General features: G+C 59.1%; 17 protein-coding genes. 6 read left to right on the forward strand and 11 right to left on the reverse strand.

Translation table 11 applies throughout. From position 1 onward, the window contains the following. Window positions 1-59: 59 nt before the first annotated feature. From GHN92_RS17265 to quiC, 4 genes are all read right to left on the reverse strand, one after another. The gene (locus GHN92_RS17265) at window positions 60-1,058 is read right to left on the reverse strand and encodes a FecR family protein (RefSeq protein ID WP_095023435.1); all 999 of its coding nucleotides are present in this window, start codon (window positions 1,056-1,058) and stop codon (window positions 60-62) included. Between the two features lie 89 nt (window positions 1,059-1,147). Continuing rightward, window positions 1,148-1,654 carry an RNA polymerase sigma factor gene (locus GHN92_RS17270; RefSeq protein WP_095039261.1) on the reverse strand — a complete coding sequence of 169 codons (507 nt, stop codon included), beginning with the start codon at window positions 1,652-1,654 and terminating at the stop codon, window positions 1,148-1,150. A 103-nt stretch (window positions 1,655-1,757) separates the two neighbouring features. After that, the gene (locus GHN92_RS17275; RefSeq protein ID WP_095021298.1) at window positions 1,758-2,435 is read right to left on the reverse strand and encodes a TetR/AcrR family transcriptional regulator; all 678 of its coding nucleotides are present in this window, start codon (window positions 2,433-2,435) and stop codon (window positions 1,758-1,760) included. A gap of 67 nt (window positions 2,436-2,502) precedes the next feature. Continuing rightward, complete coding sequence (quiC, locus tag GHN92_RS17280; protein WP_153380652.1) at window positions 2,503-4,413, reverse strand: 3-dehydroshikimate dehydratase QuiC; 1,911 nt, start codon at window positions 4,411-4,413, stop codon at window positions 2,503-2,505. Window positions 4,414-4,657: 244 nt separating this feature from the next. On the opposite strand from quiC, the gene GHN92_RS17285 reads away from it, so the two are divergent. Further along, on the forward strand, window positions 4,658-5,986 hold the full coding sequence (locus GHN92_RS17285; RefSeq protein ID WP_094999385.1) for an MFS transporter: 1,329 nt from the start codon (window positions 4,658-4,660) through the stop codon (window positions 5,984-5,986). 23 nt (window positions 5,987-6,009) lie between these two features. Then, on the forward strand, window positions 6,010-6,894 hold the full coding sequence (locus tag GHN92_RS17290) for a DMT family transporter (protein ID WP_094999386.1): 885 nt from the start codon (window positions 6,010-6,012) through the stop codon (window positions 6,892-6,894). Between the two features lie 65 nt (window positions 6,895-6,959). Here GHN92_RS17290 and pcaG read toward each other — a convergent pair whose 3' ends face one another. The 3 genes from pcaG to pcaQ all read right to left on the reverse strand — a co-directional run bounded on the left by pcaG (window position 6,960) and on the right by pcaQ (window position 9,324). Continuing rightward, entirely contained in the window at window positions 6,960-7,565 is a 606-nt protein-coding gene (pcaG, locus tag GHN92_RS17295) for a protocatechuate 3,4-dioxygenase subunit alpha (protein ID WP_153380654.1), read from the reverse strand. A gap of 11 nt (window positions 7,566-7,576) precedes the next feature. Next, on the reverse strand, window positions 7,577-8,296 hold the full coding sequence (gene pcaH / locus GHN92_RS17300; protein WP_094999388.1) for a protocatechuate 3,4-dioxygenase subunit beta: 720 nt from the start codon (window positions 8,294-8,296) through the stop codon (window positions 7,577-7,579). Window positions 8,297-8,394: 98 nt separating this feature from the next. Continuing rightward, window positions 8,395-9,324, reverse strand: a complete 930-nt coding sequence (gene pcaQ, locus GHN92_RS17305; RefSeq protein WP_094999389.1) for a pca operon transcription factor PcaQ — start codon at window positions 9,322-9,324, stop codon at window positions 8,395-8,397. 201 nt (window positions 9,325-9,525) lie between these two features. Here pcaQ and GHN92_RS17310 point away from each other — a divergent pair, with 201 nt between their 5' ends. Both GHN92_RS17310 and GHN92_RS17315 read left to right on the forward strand, forming a co-directional pair. After that, on the forward strand, window positions 9,526-10,419 hold the full coding sequence (locus GHN92_RS17310) for a neutral zinc metallopeptidase (protein WP_094999390.1): 894 nt from the start codon (window positions 9,526-9,528) through the stop codon (window positions 10,417-10,419). Next, window positions 10,420-11,406 carry an alpha/beta fold hydrolase gene (locus GHN92_RS17315; RefSeq protein ID WP_095021301.1) on the forward strand — a complete coding sequence of 329 codons (987 nt, stop codon included), beginning with the start codon at window positions 10,420-10,422 and terminating at the stop codon, window positions 11,404-11,406. Window positions 11,407-11,572: 166 nt separating this feature from the next. Here GHN92_RS17315 and GHN92_RS17320 read toward each other — a convergent pair whose 3' ends face one another. The 3 genes from GHN92_RS17320 to GHN92_RS17330 all read right to left on the reverse strand — a co-directional run bounded on the left by GHN92_RS17320 (window position 11,573) and on the right by GHN92_RS17330 (window position 13,684). Then, on the reverse strand, window positions 11,573-12,163 hold the full coding sequence (locus tag GHN92_RS17320) for an HAD family hydrolase (protein WP_094999392.1): 591 nt from the start codon (window positions 12,161-12,163) through the stop codon (window positions 11,573-11,575). Further along, on the reverse strand, window positions 12,160-13,029 hold the full coding sequence (tesB, locus tag GHN92_RS17325) for an acyl-CoA thioesterase II (protein WP_094999393.1): 870 nt from the start codon (window positions 13,027-13,029) through the stop codon (window positions 12,160-12,162). The genes GHN92_RS17320 and tesB overlap by 4 nt, the downstream gene beginning before the upstream one ends. 85 nt (window positions 13,030-13,114) lie before the next feature. Further along, the gene (locus GHN92_RS17330; protein WP_095031771.1) at window positions 13,115-13,684 is read right to left on the reverse strand and encodes a GNAT family N-acetyltransferase; all 570 of its coding nucleotides are present in this window, start codon (window positions 13,682-13,684) and stop codon (window positions 13,115-13,117) included. A gap of 91 nt (window positions 13,685-13,775) precedes the next feature. On the opposite strand from GHN92_RS17330, the gene GHN92_RS17335 reads away from it, so the two are divergent. Both GHN92_RS17335 and GHN92_RS17340 read left to right on the forward strand, forming a co-directional pair. Further along, window positions 13,776-14,696, forward strand: coding sequence for a histone deacetylase (locus tag GHN92_RS17335; RefSeq protein ID WP_095018406.1), 921 nt, complete (start codon window positions 13,776-13,778; stop codon window positions 14,694-14,696). Window positions 14,697-14,919: 223 nt separating this feature from the next. Next, window positions 14,920-16,161, forward strand: coding sequence for a TIGR03862 family flavoprotein (locus GHN92_RS17340; protein WP_153380656.1), 1,242 nt, complete (start codon window positions 14,920-14,922; stop codon window positions 16,159-16,161). 86 nt (window positions 16,162-16,247) lie between these two features. Here GHN92_RS17340 and GHN92_RS17345 read toward each other — a convergent pair whose 3' ends face one another. Then, window positions 16,248-17,585, reverse strand: a complete 1,338-nt coding sequence (locus tag GHN92_RS17345) for a DEAD/DEAH box helicase (RefSeq protein WP_094999397.1) — start codon at window positions 17,583-17,585, stop codon at window positions 16,248-16,250. Between the last annotated feature and the right edge of the window lie 56 nt (window positions 17,586-17,641).

The raw sequence follows: 17,641 nt of genomic DNA on the forward strand, positions 1-17,641 counted from the left end.
AAGTCAGTAAAGGTTTTTGCGATTAATTTTCAAAAAGCGCTGCAGAGCTTTGTGGTGGCTCAATACACCAGGCTCACGCCCGCCAGTTCGACGCGCTGCACCTGCAACTCCTGGGTAAGGGTGTGCAGGGCGCTGTCGAGCATTTCGAGGCGGAATACGCCGCTGACCTGTCGACTGGCCAGGGCCGGGTTGGCCAAGATGATCTGGCCGGGGCGATAGCGGTTGAGCTGCTCGATCACATGGCCCAATGGCTGGCGGTCAAATACCAGCACACCACGGCGCCAGCTGGTGGCTGCGCTCAAGTCGAAACCGGGCAGTTTTTCTACACCCTGCGCTGCGCTGTAGCGGGCGCTCTGGCCCTCCTCAAGGGTTTGCTGCGCTGCGCCTTGGGCCGGCGGCGTTTGCAGGCTCACGGCAACGCTGTGTTGCAACACGCCGACCCAGGCCTGATCGCGGCTTTCGCGGCCCACCACAAATTGCGTGCCCAGCGCTCGGGTACGCCCGCCCGCACTTTGCACCACAAAAGGCCGGGTTTCGGCTTCGTCCATGGGCGCCACGTCAAACACCGCCGAACCCGCCAGCAGGCTGATACGCCGCTCGCCAGTGTCGTAGTCGATGCTGATGGCACTGGAGGCATCCAGCTGTACCGAGCTGCCGTCGTCGAGCTGAACCGTGCGGATTTCTCCCGCACCTGTGCGGTAGTCGGCCTGCATCTGTATCAGTATCGTCGGGCCGCTAAACCAGCCAACTGCGACTACCAACGACAGCACTGCAGCACGTCCGGCCCAGCGCAACGGCCGTCGACGTCGGCTCACAGGCGCGGGTCGGGCTTCTGCTGGTCGCTGGCGATGGGCAACAGGCCGCGGCTCCAGCGCCAAATCCCCCAGCGCTGCCCAGGTCTGCTCGGCAAAGCGCAAGGCCTCTGGATGGCGCTTATCGGCCGCCAGCCACTGCTCCAGCTGCGCCTGCGCCTCCTCGCTCAACGCACCCGCGTGCAGACGCACCGCCCACTCGGCGGCCGCTTCAGTAATGCTCTGCTGTTCGGGGCCTTGGCTCATCAGGTGTGAATCTCTATTTCTCGTTATATATAAGCAGTGACGTCTCGCCGGCTAAAACTCAGTAAGCCGTTCATCCACATATTTGAAAGTTATTTCTCTGGCTCTTGTAGACGCTGCATGACGTAAGCCAAGGCTTTCGACAGATGCTTTTGCACCGAGCTGTCGGAAATTTCAAGATGGCGCGCAACTTGAGCATGGGTCATGCCCTCGATGCGGTTGAGACGGAAGATTTCCTGGGTGCGTTCGGGCAATTCGGACAATGCCTGCTTTAGAGCCATGCGCTGTTGTTCAGCCATCGCCTGGGCCTCCAGCCCTGCCATTTCGTCTTCGATTTCGGCCAGTGCTTCATGGGGGACCGTATCGGTCTTGCGCCGGGTTTCCTGGCGGATATGATCGACCAGCAGGTTGCCAGCAATGCGATAGAGGTAACCGGGGGAGTTGTCGATGTGCTCTTTGCGGCCACGCTCGGCCATGCGCAGAAAACTTTCCTGCACCAGGTCCGCGGCCAGCTGTGGGTCTCGTACCTTGCGCGCCAGATACCCGCGCAGGGTACTGGCATGCTTGAGGAACAAGCCCTTGAGATCCGTATCCAACAAACCGACTCCCTGAGCATGAAGGAAAGGGGCCGCTATCTTACTTTTTGTCGAGAATGATTTTCAATTGGTATTGTGTTTCATTAGTACAAAGTGTGCCGCCTGTTCACGCCTGCAAATAGCGCAATACGGCATCACACATCATGTCGCGCTGACGCTGCTTGACCTGCAGATCAGAGAAGTCGACCTGGAAAATTTCACCCAGGGTGTAGCGATTCGATACCCGGTAAAAACAGAACGAGCTGACCAGCAAATGCACATCCAGCGGGTTGAGCCCGGCGCGGAACACCCGTTGTTCAACGCCGCGCTGCAGGATGTTTTCAAGTGCCTGTACGATCGTGTCGTTCATGGCCTTGATGCCTTCGGAGCGCTTGATGTATTCACCCTTGTGGATATTTTCGATGCTGACGATACGCACAAAATCCGCATTCATGTCGTGGTGGTCGAAGGTGAATTCCACCAGTCGTTGAATCGCCAGAACCGGCTCAAGCTGATCCAGATTCAAACAGCTTTCGATGCTGCGGATTTCGCCGTACAACTTCTCCAGCACCTCGACGTAGAGCTGCTCCTTGCTGGTGAAGTAGTAATAGATCATGCGCTTGGAGGTTTTAGTGCGCTCGGCAATCGCATCCACCCGCGCCCCCGCCAGGCCTTGTTCGACGAACTCGACAATGGCTTCTTGCAGGATATTTTCCCGGGTCTTTTCAGGGTTGTTCTTACGGCTTTTGCGCGGTTCGACTACCGGTGCCGTGGCGCCGGTATCGACTTCTGGAGTATTGGTCATTAAAGGCTCACGGCCAGGTTGGAGTGCCCGGGATTATGGGGCGCCCCGCCCCATGAAGGAAGTCGCCCTACAACTTTGCCTGACGCACCGCACCACTGCGTGACTTGGCCATCGCCGCCAGGCGCACCGCAACGTTCGCCGCGCCATACCCGGCATAGCCATTTTTGCGTTGCAGCAGCTCGAAGAAAAACCGCCCTTCAAACGCCTCGGTGTACACATGAAACAGCTCGCCACCCTGGGCATCGCGGTCATACAGCACGTTGAAATAGGCCAGTTTGCTCAGGAATTCGTCATCGAAATCGAAGCGTGCAGCCAGGTCGTCGTAATAATTGAGCGGGATATCCAGCAGCGGCACGCCTGCGGCTTTGGCGCGACTGACTTCGGCGAACAGGTCGTCACACTCAAAGGCTATATGGTGCACACCCGAGCCGCGATAACTCGACAGAGCATGTGAGATGGCGGTGTTTCTGTTCTCGGAGATATTCAGCGGCAAGCGAATCGAGCTGCAACGACTACGCAGCGCGCGGCTCTTTACCAGACCATAGGGGTCGGGGAGCACCACTTCGTCATCGGCTTCGAAATCCAGCAGGCTCTTATAGAACAGTACCCAGCTGTCGAGGCTGTCGGCGGGTAATGCCGTCGCCATATGATCGATGCGTTTAAGGCCGCCCTGGGGTGATGGGGCTGACGTGAGGTTGAAGTCAGATTCATACAACGGCTTGCCGGTAGCGTCTTTGTCCACCAGATAAATCAGGCTGCCATCGGGCGCACGCACTGCCGCCAGCTCCAGTTCGTTAGGGCCGACCAGCCCGCGATAAGGCTGCCCCTTGTAGGCCACGGCACGGGCCAGTGCGCTGGCACTGTCTTGCACCCGAATGGCAGTGGCACATAAAGACGGACCGTGGGCTTCAAAAAAGTTATGAGCAAAAGAATAGGGTTCGGCGTTGAGGATCAGGTTGATATCACCCTGGCGCAGCAAGCTCACATTTTTTGAGCGGTGCTGCCCGGCCTTGCTGAAACCCAATCGCTCAAGCCAGTGGGTCAGTTGCGCGCCCTGGCTTTCATCCACGGCAAATTCGAGAAACTCGATGCCATCGTACGAACTGGCAGCGGGCGGGGCGAACAGTGGCTCCAGGGTAGCGACCGGGGCATTTTGCAGGGCAAGCCGCTCGCGGGTTTTCTCTTCCAGATACAGCAAAGAACGCAAGCCATCGGCCGCATTGGCGCGGGGCGGAGCGGCGCGAAAACCGTCGTTGAAGATCTCCAGCGACAGCGGCCCGGTGTAGCCACTTTGTATGATCGGTGCCAGGAAGCCTGGCAGATCGAACTCGCCCTGCCCCGGGAAACAGCGGAAATGACGGCTCCATTCCAGCACATCCATCGCCAGAATCGGGGCGTCTGCCATCTGTACAAAGAAGATTTTGTCACCGGGAATCTGCGCAATGCCACTCGGGTCACCCTTGAGGGACAGGGTGTGGAAGCTGTCGAGCAATACGCCGAGGTTGGGGTGATCGACCTCGCGCACCAGGTCCCAGACCTGTTGCCAGGTGTTGACATGACGGCCCCAGGCCAGGGCTTCGTAACCAATACGCAGATTGCGCGCCCCGGCGCGCTCGGCGAGCAGGCTCAGGTCATCGAGCAGAATCTGCCGGTCACCCACCGAATCCGTTGCGGCATTGCTGCACACCAGCACCAGATCGGTGCCCAGCTCCTGCATCAGGTCAAACTTGCGTTCGGCGCGGTCGAGGTTGCGGGCCAAACGGTCGCGGCGGCAGCCTTCAAAATCACGAAACGGCTGAAACAGGCTTATTTCCAACCCCAGATCGGTACATATCTGACGCACCTCTCGGGGGCTGCCGTCATAATACAGCAGGTCGTTTTCAAAAATTTCGACCCCGTCAAAACCTGCCGCCGCAATGGCATCGAGCTTCTCCGGCAGGGTGCCGCTCAAGGAAACCGTGGCGATCGAACGCTTCATTTATAACTCCCAGGATTGGCGCAGCCTGCAGGCGACGGCATTTCTTAATGGCTTGATTATTAAGGGCGCCCTATTATTGAGCAACCAATCTGTACCAACCGGTTAGTTTTGCGTGCGATTATCGAACAATATGGCCTATCTTGAATTGACGACTTTTTGTCCACTCGCCACCATCAAGCCCGTACTCCCTGCGTCACTTGTTGTGCAACACCACATAAAAATTCCAAGAAACGGGTAAACATCCATGGTCCCTTCTCCGACTGCACGCACCACTTCTGCCCATGCTCCAAACGCAGGAATCGGTGACAAGATTCGCGGCACCCTGGCGACTGGCAAAACCCGTTGGGGCATGCTCGCACTGGTGTTTTTCGCCACCACCCTCAACTTTATCGACCGTGCTGCCCTGGGCGTAATGCAACCGATCCTGGCCAAGGAGATGAGCTGGACGGCGATGGATTACGCCAACATCAACTTCTGGTTTCAGGTGGGCTACGCCATCGGCTTCGTGCTGCAAGGCCGACTGATCGACCGTGTCGGGGTCAAGCGCGTGTTCTTCTGCGCCGTGTTGCTGTGGAGCCTGGCCACCGGCGCCCATGGCCTGGCCACTTCGGCGGTGGGTTTTATGATCTGCCGCTTTATTTTAGGCATCACTGAAGCCGCCAATTACCCGGCCTGCGTAAAAACCACGCGCCTGTGGTTCCCGGCCAGCGAGCGCGCCGTGGCCAGCGGCATCTTCAACGCCGGCACCAACGTAGGCGCCATGTTCACGCCGATGATGTTGCCGCTGGTACTGCATGTGTGGGGCTGGCAGGCGGCCTTTTTGTGCATGGCAGCCTTGGGCGGTATCTGGCTGATCTTCTGGGGTTTGAAGTACTACAACCCGGAAGAGCACCCGACCGTCACCAAGGCCGAGCTGGACTACATCCAACAAGAGAAAGAGCCTGAGCAAACCACCGTCTCGTTCGGCACCATCCTCAAGATGCGCGGCACATGGGCATTCGCCTTGTCCTACGCCATGACGGCACCGGTGTTCTGGTTCTACCTGTACTGGCTGCCGCCGTTCCTGAACCAGCAATACAACCTGGGCATCAGCGTGACGCAAATGGGCATCCCGCTGATCATCATCTACATCACTGCCGATTTCGGCAGTGTGGGCGGCGGGATCCTGTCATCGGTTCTGATCAAACGCGGCATGGCGGCAGTCAAGGCGCGCCTGGTGTCGATGCTGTTGTGTGCCATCAGCATCATCGGCGTGGTCATGGCCGCAGGCTCCAGCCAGCTGTGGGTCGCAGTGGGCGCCATTGCCCTGGCCCTGGGTGCGCACCAGGCCTGGACGGCCAACGTGTGGAGCATGGTGATGGACTACACGCCCAAACATATGATGGGCACCGTGTTCGGCTTTGGCGGCATGTGCGCTGCGATCGGCGGGATGTTTATGACCCAGTTCGTGGGCTATGTGCTGACGGTCACCAACAATAATTACACCTTGCTGTTCACCATGATTCCAGCGATGTACTTCATTGCGTTAGTGTGGATGTACTTCATGGCACCGCGAAAAATCCCGCAGGTTTAGCGCATAGAACACCGAGGTATTCGATGACATTACCCACACCCCTTTCGGGGGTGAACCAACCCTTGAAGGGCATCTTGCTGATTGTGACGGCCACAGCGCTGTTCTCCAGCCATGATGCGCTGTCCAAGTACCTCAGTGGTTTTTACCCGGTGGTGATGGTGGTGTGGGCACGTTACCTGGTGCATACCGTATTGATGGCAGGGATCTTTCTGCCGCAGTCGGGGTTGCGTGTACTGCGCAGCAAACGGCCTTTGCTTCAGGTGTTGCGGGCTATCTGCCTGCTGGGCTCGGGCCTGTTCTTCACCTATGGCTTGCTGTTTATCCCGCTGGCTGAAAATACCGCGGTCAACTTTCTGGCACCGCTGCTGGTGGCGGCTTTGTCCGGGCCGCTGCTGGGCGAGACGGTCACGCGCGGGCAATGGTTGGCGGTGGTGTGCGGCTTTATCGGCGTGGTCATCATCATCCACCCGGGTGGCGAACTGTTTACCCCAGCGGTGTTATTGCCGATGGCGGCGGCGTTGTGCTTTAGCTGCTATCAAATCCTCACGCGCAAACTCAGCGCGTACGACAGCCCTACCACCAGCAACTTTTTTGCCGGGCTGTTCAATGTGCTGGTGATGAGTGCGCTGGTGCCTTTTTTCTGGCAAACGCCAACCCTGACCCACGGCCTGCAAATGCTGGCTTTGGGCAGCCTGGGCATGACTGCGCACTTGCTGCTGACCCAATCGTTTCGCGTTGCTGCACCGGCATTGCTGGCGCCATTCAGTTACTGCCAGATCGTATTCTCGGGGATATTGGGCTGGTTGCTATTTGACCACACACCAGATCTGGCCAGCCGGGTCGGTATTGCGATTATCTGTGCCAGCGGGTTGGCGGCGGCGTGGCAGCAGCGGCGCAGCCGCACATAATTCCCGTAGCAGCTGCCGAAGGAACGAGGCAGCTGCTACAGATTTTGCATTTGCCTCATATCCTTTTAAAAGTCGAAAAACACCGTCTCGCCTTCGCCCTGAATGCGGATGTCAAACCGATAGGCCGTTTTGCCATTTACTTCGCAACGCTGGGCGATCAGGGTTTCACGCCGTTGCGGCTGTTCGATCAGGTTAAGCACCGGGCACTTGGCATTGGCTTCTGGCTCATCGCTAAAGTACAGCCGCGTCTGCAAATGGATGTTGATACCCCGGGCAAACAGCGACACGTTGATATGCGGCGCCATCGGCACGCCAGCTGCGTTGTTCACCACGCCCGGCTTGATGGTATTGAGTGTCCACTCACCCGCATCGAAGGTGGTGGCGGTGCGACCAAAGCTGTTGAAGGCTTTTTCCGAGTCGAAGTTTTCGTCATAGACCCCTTTATGGTCGGCTTGCCAAAGCTCCAGAAAAGAGTCGCGCACCAGGTGGCCATTACCGTCATAAACGTTGCCAAACAGCACAATATGCTCGCCCGCAGCATCGGTTCTGGCCATTTCGCTCCAGATTTCCTCTGGACGCGACGGGTTGCCGGCCGCAGCCAGCGCCAGGCCGATATGCACGTAGGGGCCAGCAGTTTGCGATGGGGTTTCCGGTAGCAGTTCGATAGGCATGACGGGGCTCCTCAGCAGTTTTCGAAGTGAGTCTGGCGCTGACCGCGCAGCACAATGTCAAAACGATAGGCCAGACAATCCATCGGATTGGCCGCGCCCATGTCCAACCGGGCAATCAGGCTCTGCACGGCATCGGCGTTGGTAATCGATTTGACGATCGGGCACATGGGGATCATCGGATCACCTTCGAAGTACAGCTGGGTAATCAGGCGCGTGGCAATCGAGGGGCCACTGATGGAAACGTGGATATGCGCCGGGCGCCAGTCGTTTGGCCCGTTGCGCCACGGGTAGGGCCCTGGCTTGACAGTGCGAAAGCTGTAATAACCTTCACTGTCGGTCAAGGTGCGGCCTACGCCGCCGAAGTTTGGGTCCAGCGGCGCCAGGTAGCGGTCGTTCTTGTGACGATACCGACCGCCTGCGTTGGCCTGCCAGATTTCCACCAAGGTATGAGGAATCGGCTTGCCATATTGATCGCGCACGCGACCTGCCAGGATGATTCGCTCGCCTATCGGCAAACCACCATTATTGAAATTCAGCAGCAAGTCGTTGTCGAACTTGCCTAACTTAAGGTGGGAAAAGTCAGGCCCGCTGGTCTCACTCACCGATTGCGGGATGCTCACCAGCGCCTGACGCGGGGAACGGGCAATGGAAGTCTTGTAGTCAGGGGTCAGAGCTTTGGGGTGCCAGTTGCGGTCACGGATGATAAAGCGCCGGCTGTCTGCATCAGACATGTCGATCTCCTGTTGTTTTTATAAAGGCTGGGCGCCAGTTTTAACCAACAGGGGCGTAACGACTATTGAAAAGGCCAGGCCTATCCTTAACCAAATGGTTATGGATAAATGCCTTCGCCGTAAGCTTGGCCCAATTCACGCAAAACCTCGACACACCCTTGCGCTGCCACCGACATCGGCACATGGGCGTTGCTGCAAATACCGATCGAACCGCCCGGCTCACGCTGGCCCAGGTCGATTTCTTGCAGCTCGCCACTGGCCAGGTCCAGGCGCACGGCATCCAGCGGGGCGATCCACACCGCATCGTTGCGCAGCACATAACGCCGGCTGAGGGTGATCGACAGGGTTTCCAGGCGCTGGCGGGACTGGCTGATGCCGCACTGCACAAACAGGCTGTCGGCAAAGGTGCGAATGGTGGTGTTGGCCAATGGCAAAACCAGCGGGTAATTTTCCAGCTGGCTGCGGTCCAGCGGTCCCCGGATCAAGGGGTGATCTGCGCGCACCACCAGGGTCATGGATTCGCTGTAGAGATGCTCAAAATTCATACCCTGAATTTCCGGGCTATCGGTCATGCGCCCCACTACCAAATCGACATCGCCTACCCGTAACTGCGATAACAGATAGGCGCTGGGCCCGGTCACGACGCTCACCACCAGCGACGAATGCCTGGCGTGCAGGCGCTGCACCAACTCGGGTATCAGCAGGCTTTCTACCGTCGACAACACCCCCAGACGCACCGTACCGCCCACGTATTCGCCACCCCGCAGAGCATTCACACCTTCACGCAAGGCCTGCACCGAAGGTGTCGCATAACGCAGAAAGGCCACCCCGGCCTCGGTCAGGGTGACCCCGCTTTTACTGCGTACAAACAGGCTGACCGTCAGTAACTCCTCAAGCTCCTTGAGGGTTTTTGACATCGCCGGCTGGCTTACCGCCAGCACATCCGCCGCCCGCGCCAGGCTGCCCTGGCGCGCCATCTCCAAAAAGCATACGAGGTGGCGGTACTTGATACGGGTATCGATATTCACAGGGCTAACAACTCCGGGGCGGGGATTGGCGTGGCGTATTCAACCACTTCAGCCCGATGCCCGGAACTGTATTAAGGCGTTCAGGTCTTTTTAGCGCAATGCCATACTCGCCCCCCACCCAAGAAACGTCTGACAGCCGGGCTGGCATTGTCCCGACTCAGCAACAACACTTGAACACACGATTTATCAGAGGACTCCCCCATGCTTTGGAAAAAAGGTCGACGTAGCGATAATGTCGAAGACGTACGCGATCAAGGCACCGGTGGTGGTGGCGGGATGCGGTTTGGCGGCGGCAAAGGTCTGAGTTTGATGGCCGTGGTGGTGATTGTTGGCATCGGTTTGTTGACCGGGCAGGACCCCATGCAGATCCTCGGACAGTTAAGCGGCCAGCTCACCGAACAGTCTTCGCCTCAGGTCACCCAGCCAGCCGGTCGCGCACCGGCGGCCAATGACGAGCAGGCCGATTTTGTACGGGCGATTCTGGGTGACACAGAGGACACCTGGCGCCAAGTGTTTCAGCAAGCCGGACGCAGCTATAAAGACCCGACCCTGGTGCTGTTTCGCGGCCAGATCAATTCGGCCTGCGGCTTTGCAACAGCTGCCAGCGGGCCGTTTTATTGCCCGGCCGACCAGAAGGTCTATCTGGATATGAGTTTCTTCCAGGAAATGGCCCAACGCTTCAAGGCTGCTGGCGATTTTGCCCAGGCTTATGTGATCGCTCACGAAGTTGGCCATCATGTGCAGACCTTGCTGGGTGTGTCGTCGAAAATGCAGATGGCCCGTCAACAAGGCAAGCGTATGGAAGGCGATGGTGGCTTGCTGGTGCGCCAGGAGTTGCAGGCCGATTGTCTGGCCGGGGTGTGGGCCAACCTTGCGCAAAAACGTCACAATTGGCTGGAAGCAGGCGATATAGAATCGGCCTTGAACGCCGCCAATGCCATTGGCGATGATCGCTTGCAGCAGCAAAGCCAGGGCCGTGTGATGCCGGACTCTTTTACCCACGGCACATCGGCACAACGGGTGAAGTGGTTCAAGACCGGTTTTGCCCAAGGCAATATCAACCAGTGCGATACCTTCTCGGCAGCGAGGCTTTAAATGGGAATACGCTCTATCGCTTCATTAATGGGCCTGATGCTGGCCTGCTCTGTGGTTCAAGCAGCCGAGCACGGAGTTAAAGAACTCAGCCCCGAACATCTCAAGATCGGCCCCGGCGAGTTGAGTGTCGGGGTGAGTCAGGACTGGAAACAGCCACTGCCTCAGGTGCAACGCGCACTGATCGTGATTCATGGTCGTCTGCGCAACGCCCAGACGTATTTACACAGCGCCGAGCAAGCCGCGACGCAGGCCGGGCAGCTGTCCACAACCCTGGTCATTGCACCGCAGTTCCTCAATGAAAGCGATGGCTCCCGCCATACCTTGCCCGACAATGTGCTGCGCTGGCATGCCAATGAATGGATGGCCGGTGCCCCTGCTGTGAGCCCCCAGGCACTGAGTTCCTACGCGGCACTGGATCAGATCCTTGAGCGTCTTGATGACCGCAAGCGCTTCCCGGCCTTGCGCGAGGTGGTGATTGCCGGGCACTCCGGCGGCGCCCAAGTGGTGCAGCGCTATGCCCTGACCACCCAGGCCGACAAGGCCTTGCAGGCAGACGGGATCAAGGTGCGCTATGTAGTGGCCAACCCGTCTTCTTATGCCTACTTCAATGCACAGCGACCGATTCCGACCTTTGATGCTGCAAACTGCCCGGGCTTCAATACCTGGAAATACGGGCTCAAGGATCTGCCAGCCTACGCAGATGGGCAAAAACACCGACAGTTGGAACAGGCCTATATAGAGCGCGACATTACCTATCTGCTAGGCGCCAAGGACATCGACCCCAACCACCCGGCGCTTGATAAAGGCTGCGAAGCCGAGGCCCAGGGGGCGTTCAGGCTGGTAAGGGGCAAGAACTACTTTGAGTATTTGACCCAGCGCCATCCACAAGGGCTCAATCAACGGTTGATTGAAGTGCCCGGGGTGGGGCACAACGGCGATCAGATGTTTACCTCGCCTGAAGGTCAGAAGGCGTTGTTTGGCGAGTAAGAGCACCCTGTGTAGCAGCTGCCGAAGGAACGAGGCTGCGTTCGATTGCAAAGCGATCGTGAAGTCTGAGTGCACGGTTTAACTGACTCACCGCGCTGCCTGGATTAACGACGGCTTCGCCGTCGAACGCAGCCTCGTTCCTTCGGCAGCTGCTACGCGTATTTCGTTAACCGAGCAACCGGCGCAGCGTGTAGCAGTCTTTGGCATGCCAGTCGGTCAGTTCCGGCCACGGGTTTTCAGGAACATTGACCAGCACGGTTTTGCTGCCTGCCGCGCGGCCACACGCCAGGTCAAAGTAGTAATCCCCCACCATTACCATGTTCGCCGCTGCTACATCCCATGCCCGCGCCAGTTGCAGCAGGCCGTCCGGGTCGGGTTTGTGCGCCGCGTTGTCCCGGCCCAGTACATCCTCGGGCGCAAAGCATTCGCCCAGGCCAATGGCCTTGAGGGTGATATGCGCCAGTTCCTGGGCATTTCGGGTCAGTATCCCCAGACGACAGCCACGAGCCGCCAGGTCGCGCACCAGCTCAACCGCGCCCGGCGCGGCGGTGGAGGCCTGTGCCAGCTCGCGTTCATGCTCCAGCAGCCAGGCGTGTTTGGCCGCCGCCACCTCGGTGGGCAGGCCGTTGAGATGAGTGAGGATATCGGCATCCGCCGGGATCTCCAGCTCACGGCGGATCAGGGCAAAGTCATGCACGGCAACAGTCAGGGTGCCGTCCATGTCGAAAACCCAGTGTTTGACCTCCTTGAGTGTCATGCCCAGTCCTTGCGATGGCGGATCAACCCTTCCTGCGTGACCGAAGCCACCAGTTGGCCAGCGCGGTTGTAGACACTGCCACGGGAGAATCCACGGGAATTGCCCGCCCATGGACTGTCCATGGCGTAGAGCAACCAGTCATCGGCACGCAGGTCGGCATGGAACCACAGTGCGTGATCAAGGCTGGCGACCTGCATATCGTTTTGCCATACCCCTTTGCCATGGGGCAGCAAGGACGTGGTCAACAAGCCGAAGTCCGAGGCGTAGGCCAGCAGGTACTTATGCAGCGCCGGGGTATCGGGCAAGGTGCCGTCGGCGCGAAACCACACGTACTTGATCGGATCAGTGACCTTGGGGTTGAACGGGTCTTCTCCTACCACCGGGCGGAACTCGATAGGCTTGGCGCACAGCAGTTTTTCCCGCATCGACTCGGGGATCAGGTGCGCACGCAGGCGCATCATGTCCAGTTCCGAGGGCAGATTCTCAGGGCCCACAACGTCGGGCATAGTCGTCTGATGTTCAAAACCGCCTTCGTCGTACTGAAACGAGGCGCTGCTGGTAAAAATCGGCTGGCCCTTCTGGATCGCGGTCACCCGGCGCGTGCTGAAGCTGCCGCCGTCCCGCACGCGATCAACCTGATACACCACGGGCAAACCGGCATCACCAGGGCGCAGGAAATAGCCGTGCATGGAGTGCACATGGCGGGCGTCTTCAACCGTCTGGCTCATGGCCGACAGCGATTGACCGAGCACCTGACCACCGAACAACTGGCGAAAGCCCAAGTCCTGACTGCTCCCGCGAAAGAGGTTCTCTTCGATCGGTTCCAGGGTCAGCAAATTGACCAGATCATCCAACACTTGGCTCATTCAGATTCTCCTCACACAGAGCATTACCGTCGTAATCTTCGTTACGCAGGTCAAAATTTTCGGCTTGCGCCGCTAAACACACCGCCTAGCCGTGCAGGGTTTCCAGCCACTGTGCCCGCGTGATCCGGTACAGCACATGGGGTCTGAGCGGGTCGCCTGCGGGCAGCAAGGGGTGTTCAAAATCACCGTCGACATCGTGCTGCATGCCAATCGCCTGCATGACTTTTTGCGAGGGCAGGTTCAGCTCGCTGGTAAACGACACCACCTGGTCCAGGGCCAGACGATCAAAGGCGCAGCGCAACGCGGCCCAGGCCGCCTCACTGGCGTAACCCAGGCCCCAGTGTTCGGGAGCCAGACGCCAGGCGATTTCTACGGCAGGGGTAAACGGCGCCTCGAACGACACATTCATCAGCCCGGTAAAGCCGATAAAGGCGCCGGTGTCCTTGCGCTCCAATGCCCATACCCCGTAGCCATATTCGGCAAAGTGACCACGAACCCGGCCAATCAGCGCGGCGCTTTCAAGGCGGCTCAGGGGCGCCGGAAAATAGCGCATCACCTGAGGGTCGGCGCACATGGCAGCGAACTCGGGCAAGTCTGTGTCACGCCAGGGGCGCAAGTGCAAACGGGCACTTTCGAGCTCTTTGATCTGCTCCATCCGTCCTCTCCGATTTGTTACCGGGCTTTACATATGATGAGAGTGTACAGCGCTGGTAATATCCAGCGCTCGTTACGACGCGAAAATCCCTATGCCAGTGCCGCTGATTTACCACGATGACTACAGCCCGCAGTTCCCAGCGGAGCATCGTTTTCCTATGGATAAGTTCCGCCTGTTACGCGATCACCTGGTCGACTCCGGGCTGACCCTTGATGCAGAGCTGCTGCGTCCCGAATTATGCCCTGTGGATATCCTCGCCCTGGCCCATGACCGCAGCTATATCGAGCGCTATATGGCAGGCGAGCTGGCCCGCGAAGATCAACGCCGCCTGGGCCTGCCCTGGAGCGAGGCACTGGCGCGACGTACCGTTCGCGCCGTGGGCGGATCTCTGCTGGCCGCCGAGCAGGCGCTTGAGCACGGCCTGGCCTGCCATCTGGCGGGCGGCACTCATCACGCGCACTACGATCACCCGGCGGGTTTTTGCATCTTCAACGATCTGGCGATCATCAGCCGCTATATGCTGGAAAGCGGCCGGGTAAACCGCGTACTGATTTTTGACTGCGATGTGCATCAGGGCGACGGTACTGCGCGAATTCTTGAACATACGCCGGATGCCATTACCGTTTCCCTGCACTGCGAAAAAAACTTTCCGGCACGCAAGGCGCAAAGCGACTGGGACATCGGCCTGCCTATGGGTATGGGCGATGCTGAATATTTGCAAGTGGTGGACGAGGCGCTCAATTACCTGCTGCCGTTGTATCAACCGGATCTGGTGCTGTATGACGCCGGGGTCGATGTGCATAAAGACGACGCCCTGGGCTATTTGAAGCTCACCGATGAAGGTGTGGCGGCCCGTGACGAGAGCGTGATGCGCCACTGCCTGGGTCGCGACATACCGGTGGTCGGGGTGATTGGCGGCGGATACAGCAAGGATCGTAAGGCCCTGGCGCGCCGCCACGGGATATTGCATCACAGTGCACAGAAGGTCTGGCTGTCATCAGGTTGTCACTGAGGTGTGATTTTACCCACAATGCCTGTGGAACTGCCTGTGGATAACCTGAGTGAAAGCGCCTGCAGGGCACAGAGAACATGGCCTCCAGAAGGCTGTATGTTTTTCGTACAGCCATCGCTATCTCTGTAGCAGCTGCCGAGGGACGAAGGCTGCTGCTACAGGGGATCTGCTCCGCCCAGTCAGGTAGAATGCCCGGCCTATTTCGCCGATTTGCAGCCCTGCCATGACTGAACCCTCCACACTCCCTTCCCGTCACGTCGCCATTATTGGCGGTGGCCCCGCCGGTTTGATGGCCGCCGAAGTGTTGAGTCAGGCTGGGGTGAAGGTCGATCTCTACGATGGCATGCCGTCGGTGGGCCGCAAGTTTCTGCTGGCCGGGGTCGGCGGCATGAATATCACCCATTCCGAAGCCTACCCGGCTTTCCTGTCGCGCTACGCCGAACGCGCACCGCAGATGGCACCGTTGCTGCGCGCCTTCGATGCCGATGCGTTGTGCCAGTGGATTCATGAGTTGGGGATCGAAACCTTTGTCGGCAGTTCCGGCCGGGTGTTCCCCACCGATATGAAAGCCGCGCCGCTGCTGCGCGCATGGCTCAAGCGCCTGCGCGAGTCCGGTGTAGTTATCCACACCCGCCACCGCTGGCTGGGTTGGCAGGCCGATGGCCAGTTGCTGGTGGACAGTCCCGAAGGCCAAAAGCAGCTCAACCCCGACGCGGTGCTACTGGCCCTGGGCGGTGGCAGTTGGGCGCGACTGGGCTCGGACGGTGCCTGGATGCCCTTGCTGGCTGAGCGCGGCGTTGACCTGGCCCCCTTGCAGCCGAGCAATTGCGGGTTTGATGTGGCGGGCTGGAGCGAGGTGCTGCGCAGCAAGTTCGCCGGCGCCCCGCTGAAAAACATCGCCATTGCCCTGGAACACAGCACGCCGCGCCTGGGCGAATGCGTGATTACCGCCACAGGCATTGAAGGCAGCTTGATTTACGCCTGGTCGGCGCCGATTCGTGAAGCGATCAATCAACAGGGTGAAGCGACGATCCTGATCGACCTGCTGCCGGGCAAGCCTGTGGATAAAATCCAGGCAGCCTTGGCCAAACCCCGCGGCTCACGCTCGATGAGCAAGCATTTGCACAGCCAGCTGGGGATTGATGGGGTAAAAGCGGCGCTGTTGCGCGAGCTGGCGCCTGCAGAATGCTTCAATGACCCGGCGCAACTGGCTCAGGCCATCAAGGCGCTACCGTTGAAGCTGATAAAAGCCCGCCCCTTGGACGAAGCCATCAGCAGCGCCGGTGGCGTGCGATTCGAGGCTGTGGATGAAAATCTGATGCTCAGGCAATTACCCGGCGTGTTCTGTGCAGGCGAGATGCTGGATTGGGAAGCTCCCACCGGCGGCTACTTGCTCACGGGCTGTTTTGCCAGTGGTCGTGCCGCAGGGTTAGGGGTATTAAGCTGGTTGAAGGCTAAACGTTGACCGTCCCTGTGGGAGCGAGCCTGCTCGCGAAGGCCGTTCGCGAGCAGGCTCGCTCCCACAGTTGGAGTTTTTAGCCTCGACCGGGCTTACGGCTTGCGCTTGCGCGGGCCGGTGTTGAATACAGGCACTTTGCGCACCGGCTTTACCGATGGCTCGGCGGGTGCTGCTTCGCCGCTATCCACCCATTTGCCCAGGTTGCGCTTGCCGCCACCGCCCGAGGTTTTAGGTTTTTTCGGCTTCTTCGGCTTTTTGATCACCTGCCCCGAAGCATCAGTTTCAGGCACTCGGTGCTCAGGCTCGAAATCCTGCTCTTCGTGGCGTGGCAACGTCTGACGGGTCAACATCTCGATCGCCGACAGCATGTTCACTTCATCAGCACAGACCAGGGAAATGGCCTCGCCTTTCTGACCGGCACGACCGGTACGGCCAATGCGATGGATGTAGTCTTCGGCCACGATTGGCAGGTCGAAGTTGACCACCAGCGGCAGGTCTTCGATGTCCAGGCCACGGGCAGCCACATCGGTAGCCACCAGAATCTGCACTTCGCTGGCCTTGAAGCGGTCCAGCGCCCGTTGGCGCGTGGCCTGTGGCTTGTCGCCATGAATACCGTCAGCGTTGATCCCCAGACCTTGCAGCTTGCCTACCAATTCATCGACACCGTTGCGGGTCTTGGCGAACACCAGGACCTGCTTCCAGTGCTGGGTGCGCAACAAGTGCAAAAACAGCTCGGCCTTGCGCTTTTTGTCGACCGGGATGACCCACTGCTTGACGCTGCTGGCCGCCACGTTGCGCGGGCTGACTTCGATGCTCAGCGGGTTGTCGAGCATCTGCTCGGCCAACAGGCGGATCGCGTCAGAAAAGGTCGCCGAGAACAGCAGGGTCTGACGCTTTTTCGGCAAGGCGCGGTAGATATCACGCAGCTCTTCGGAGAAGCCCAGGTCGAGCATGCGGTCAGCTTCGTCGAGGATCAGGGTTTGCAGCTGGTTGAACTTGATCGCTTTCTGGCGATAGAGGTCCAGCAGACGGCCCGGTGTGGCCACCAGTACATCAACGCCTTTGCGCATTTTCATCATTTGCGGGTTGATGCTGACACCGCCGTACACCGCGTAGGTGCTCAACGGCAGGTGTTCGGCGTACTGGCGAATGCTTTCGTGAACCTGTTCGGCCAGTTCGCGGGTCGGCACCAGCACCAGTGCACGCACCGAGTTGCTGGCCACTTTCGGGCCTTCCATGGTCAGCGACTGCAGCAACGGTAAAGCGAAACCGCCAGTTTTGCCGGTACCGGTCTGGGCCGCAGCCATCAGGTCGCGACCAGCCAGTACTGCGGGAATCGCTTGGGCCTGAACCGGGGTTGGGGTCTTGTAGCCGAGCGTCTCAAGGGCGCGCAGCAGGGGTTCGATCAGGCCAAGGGTGGCGAATGTCATGGGGATACCGTCGAAAAAGGTCAGCGCGTGGGTGCATAAGTTGCAATGGCGCGCAG

It is taken from the genome of Pseudomonas sp. FSL R10-2964, from assembly GCF_009600035.1.
GTDB lineage: Bacteria > Pseudomonadota > Gammaproteobacteria > Pseudomonadales > Pseudomonadaceae > Aquipseudomonas > Aquipseudomonas bubulae.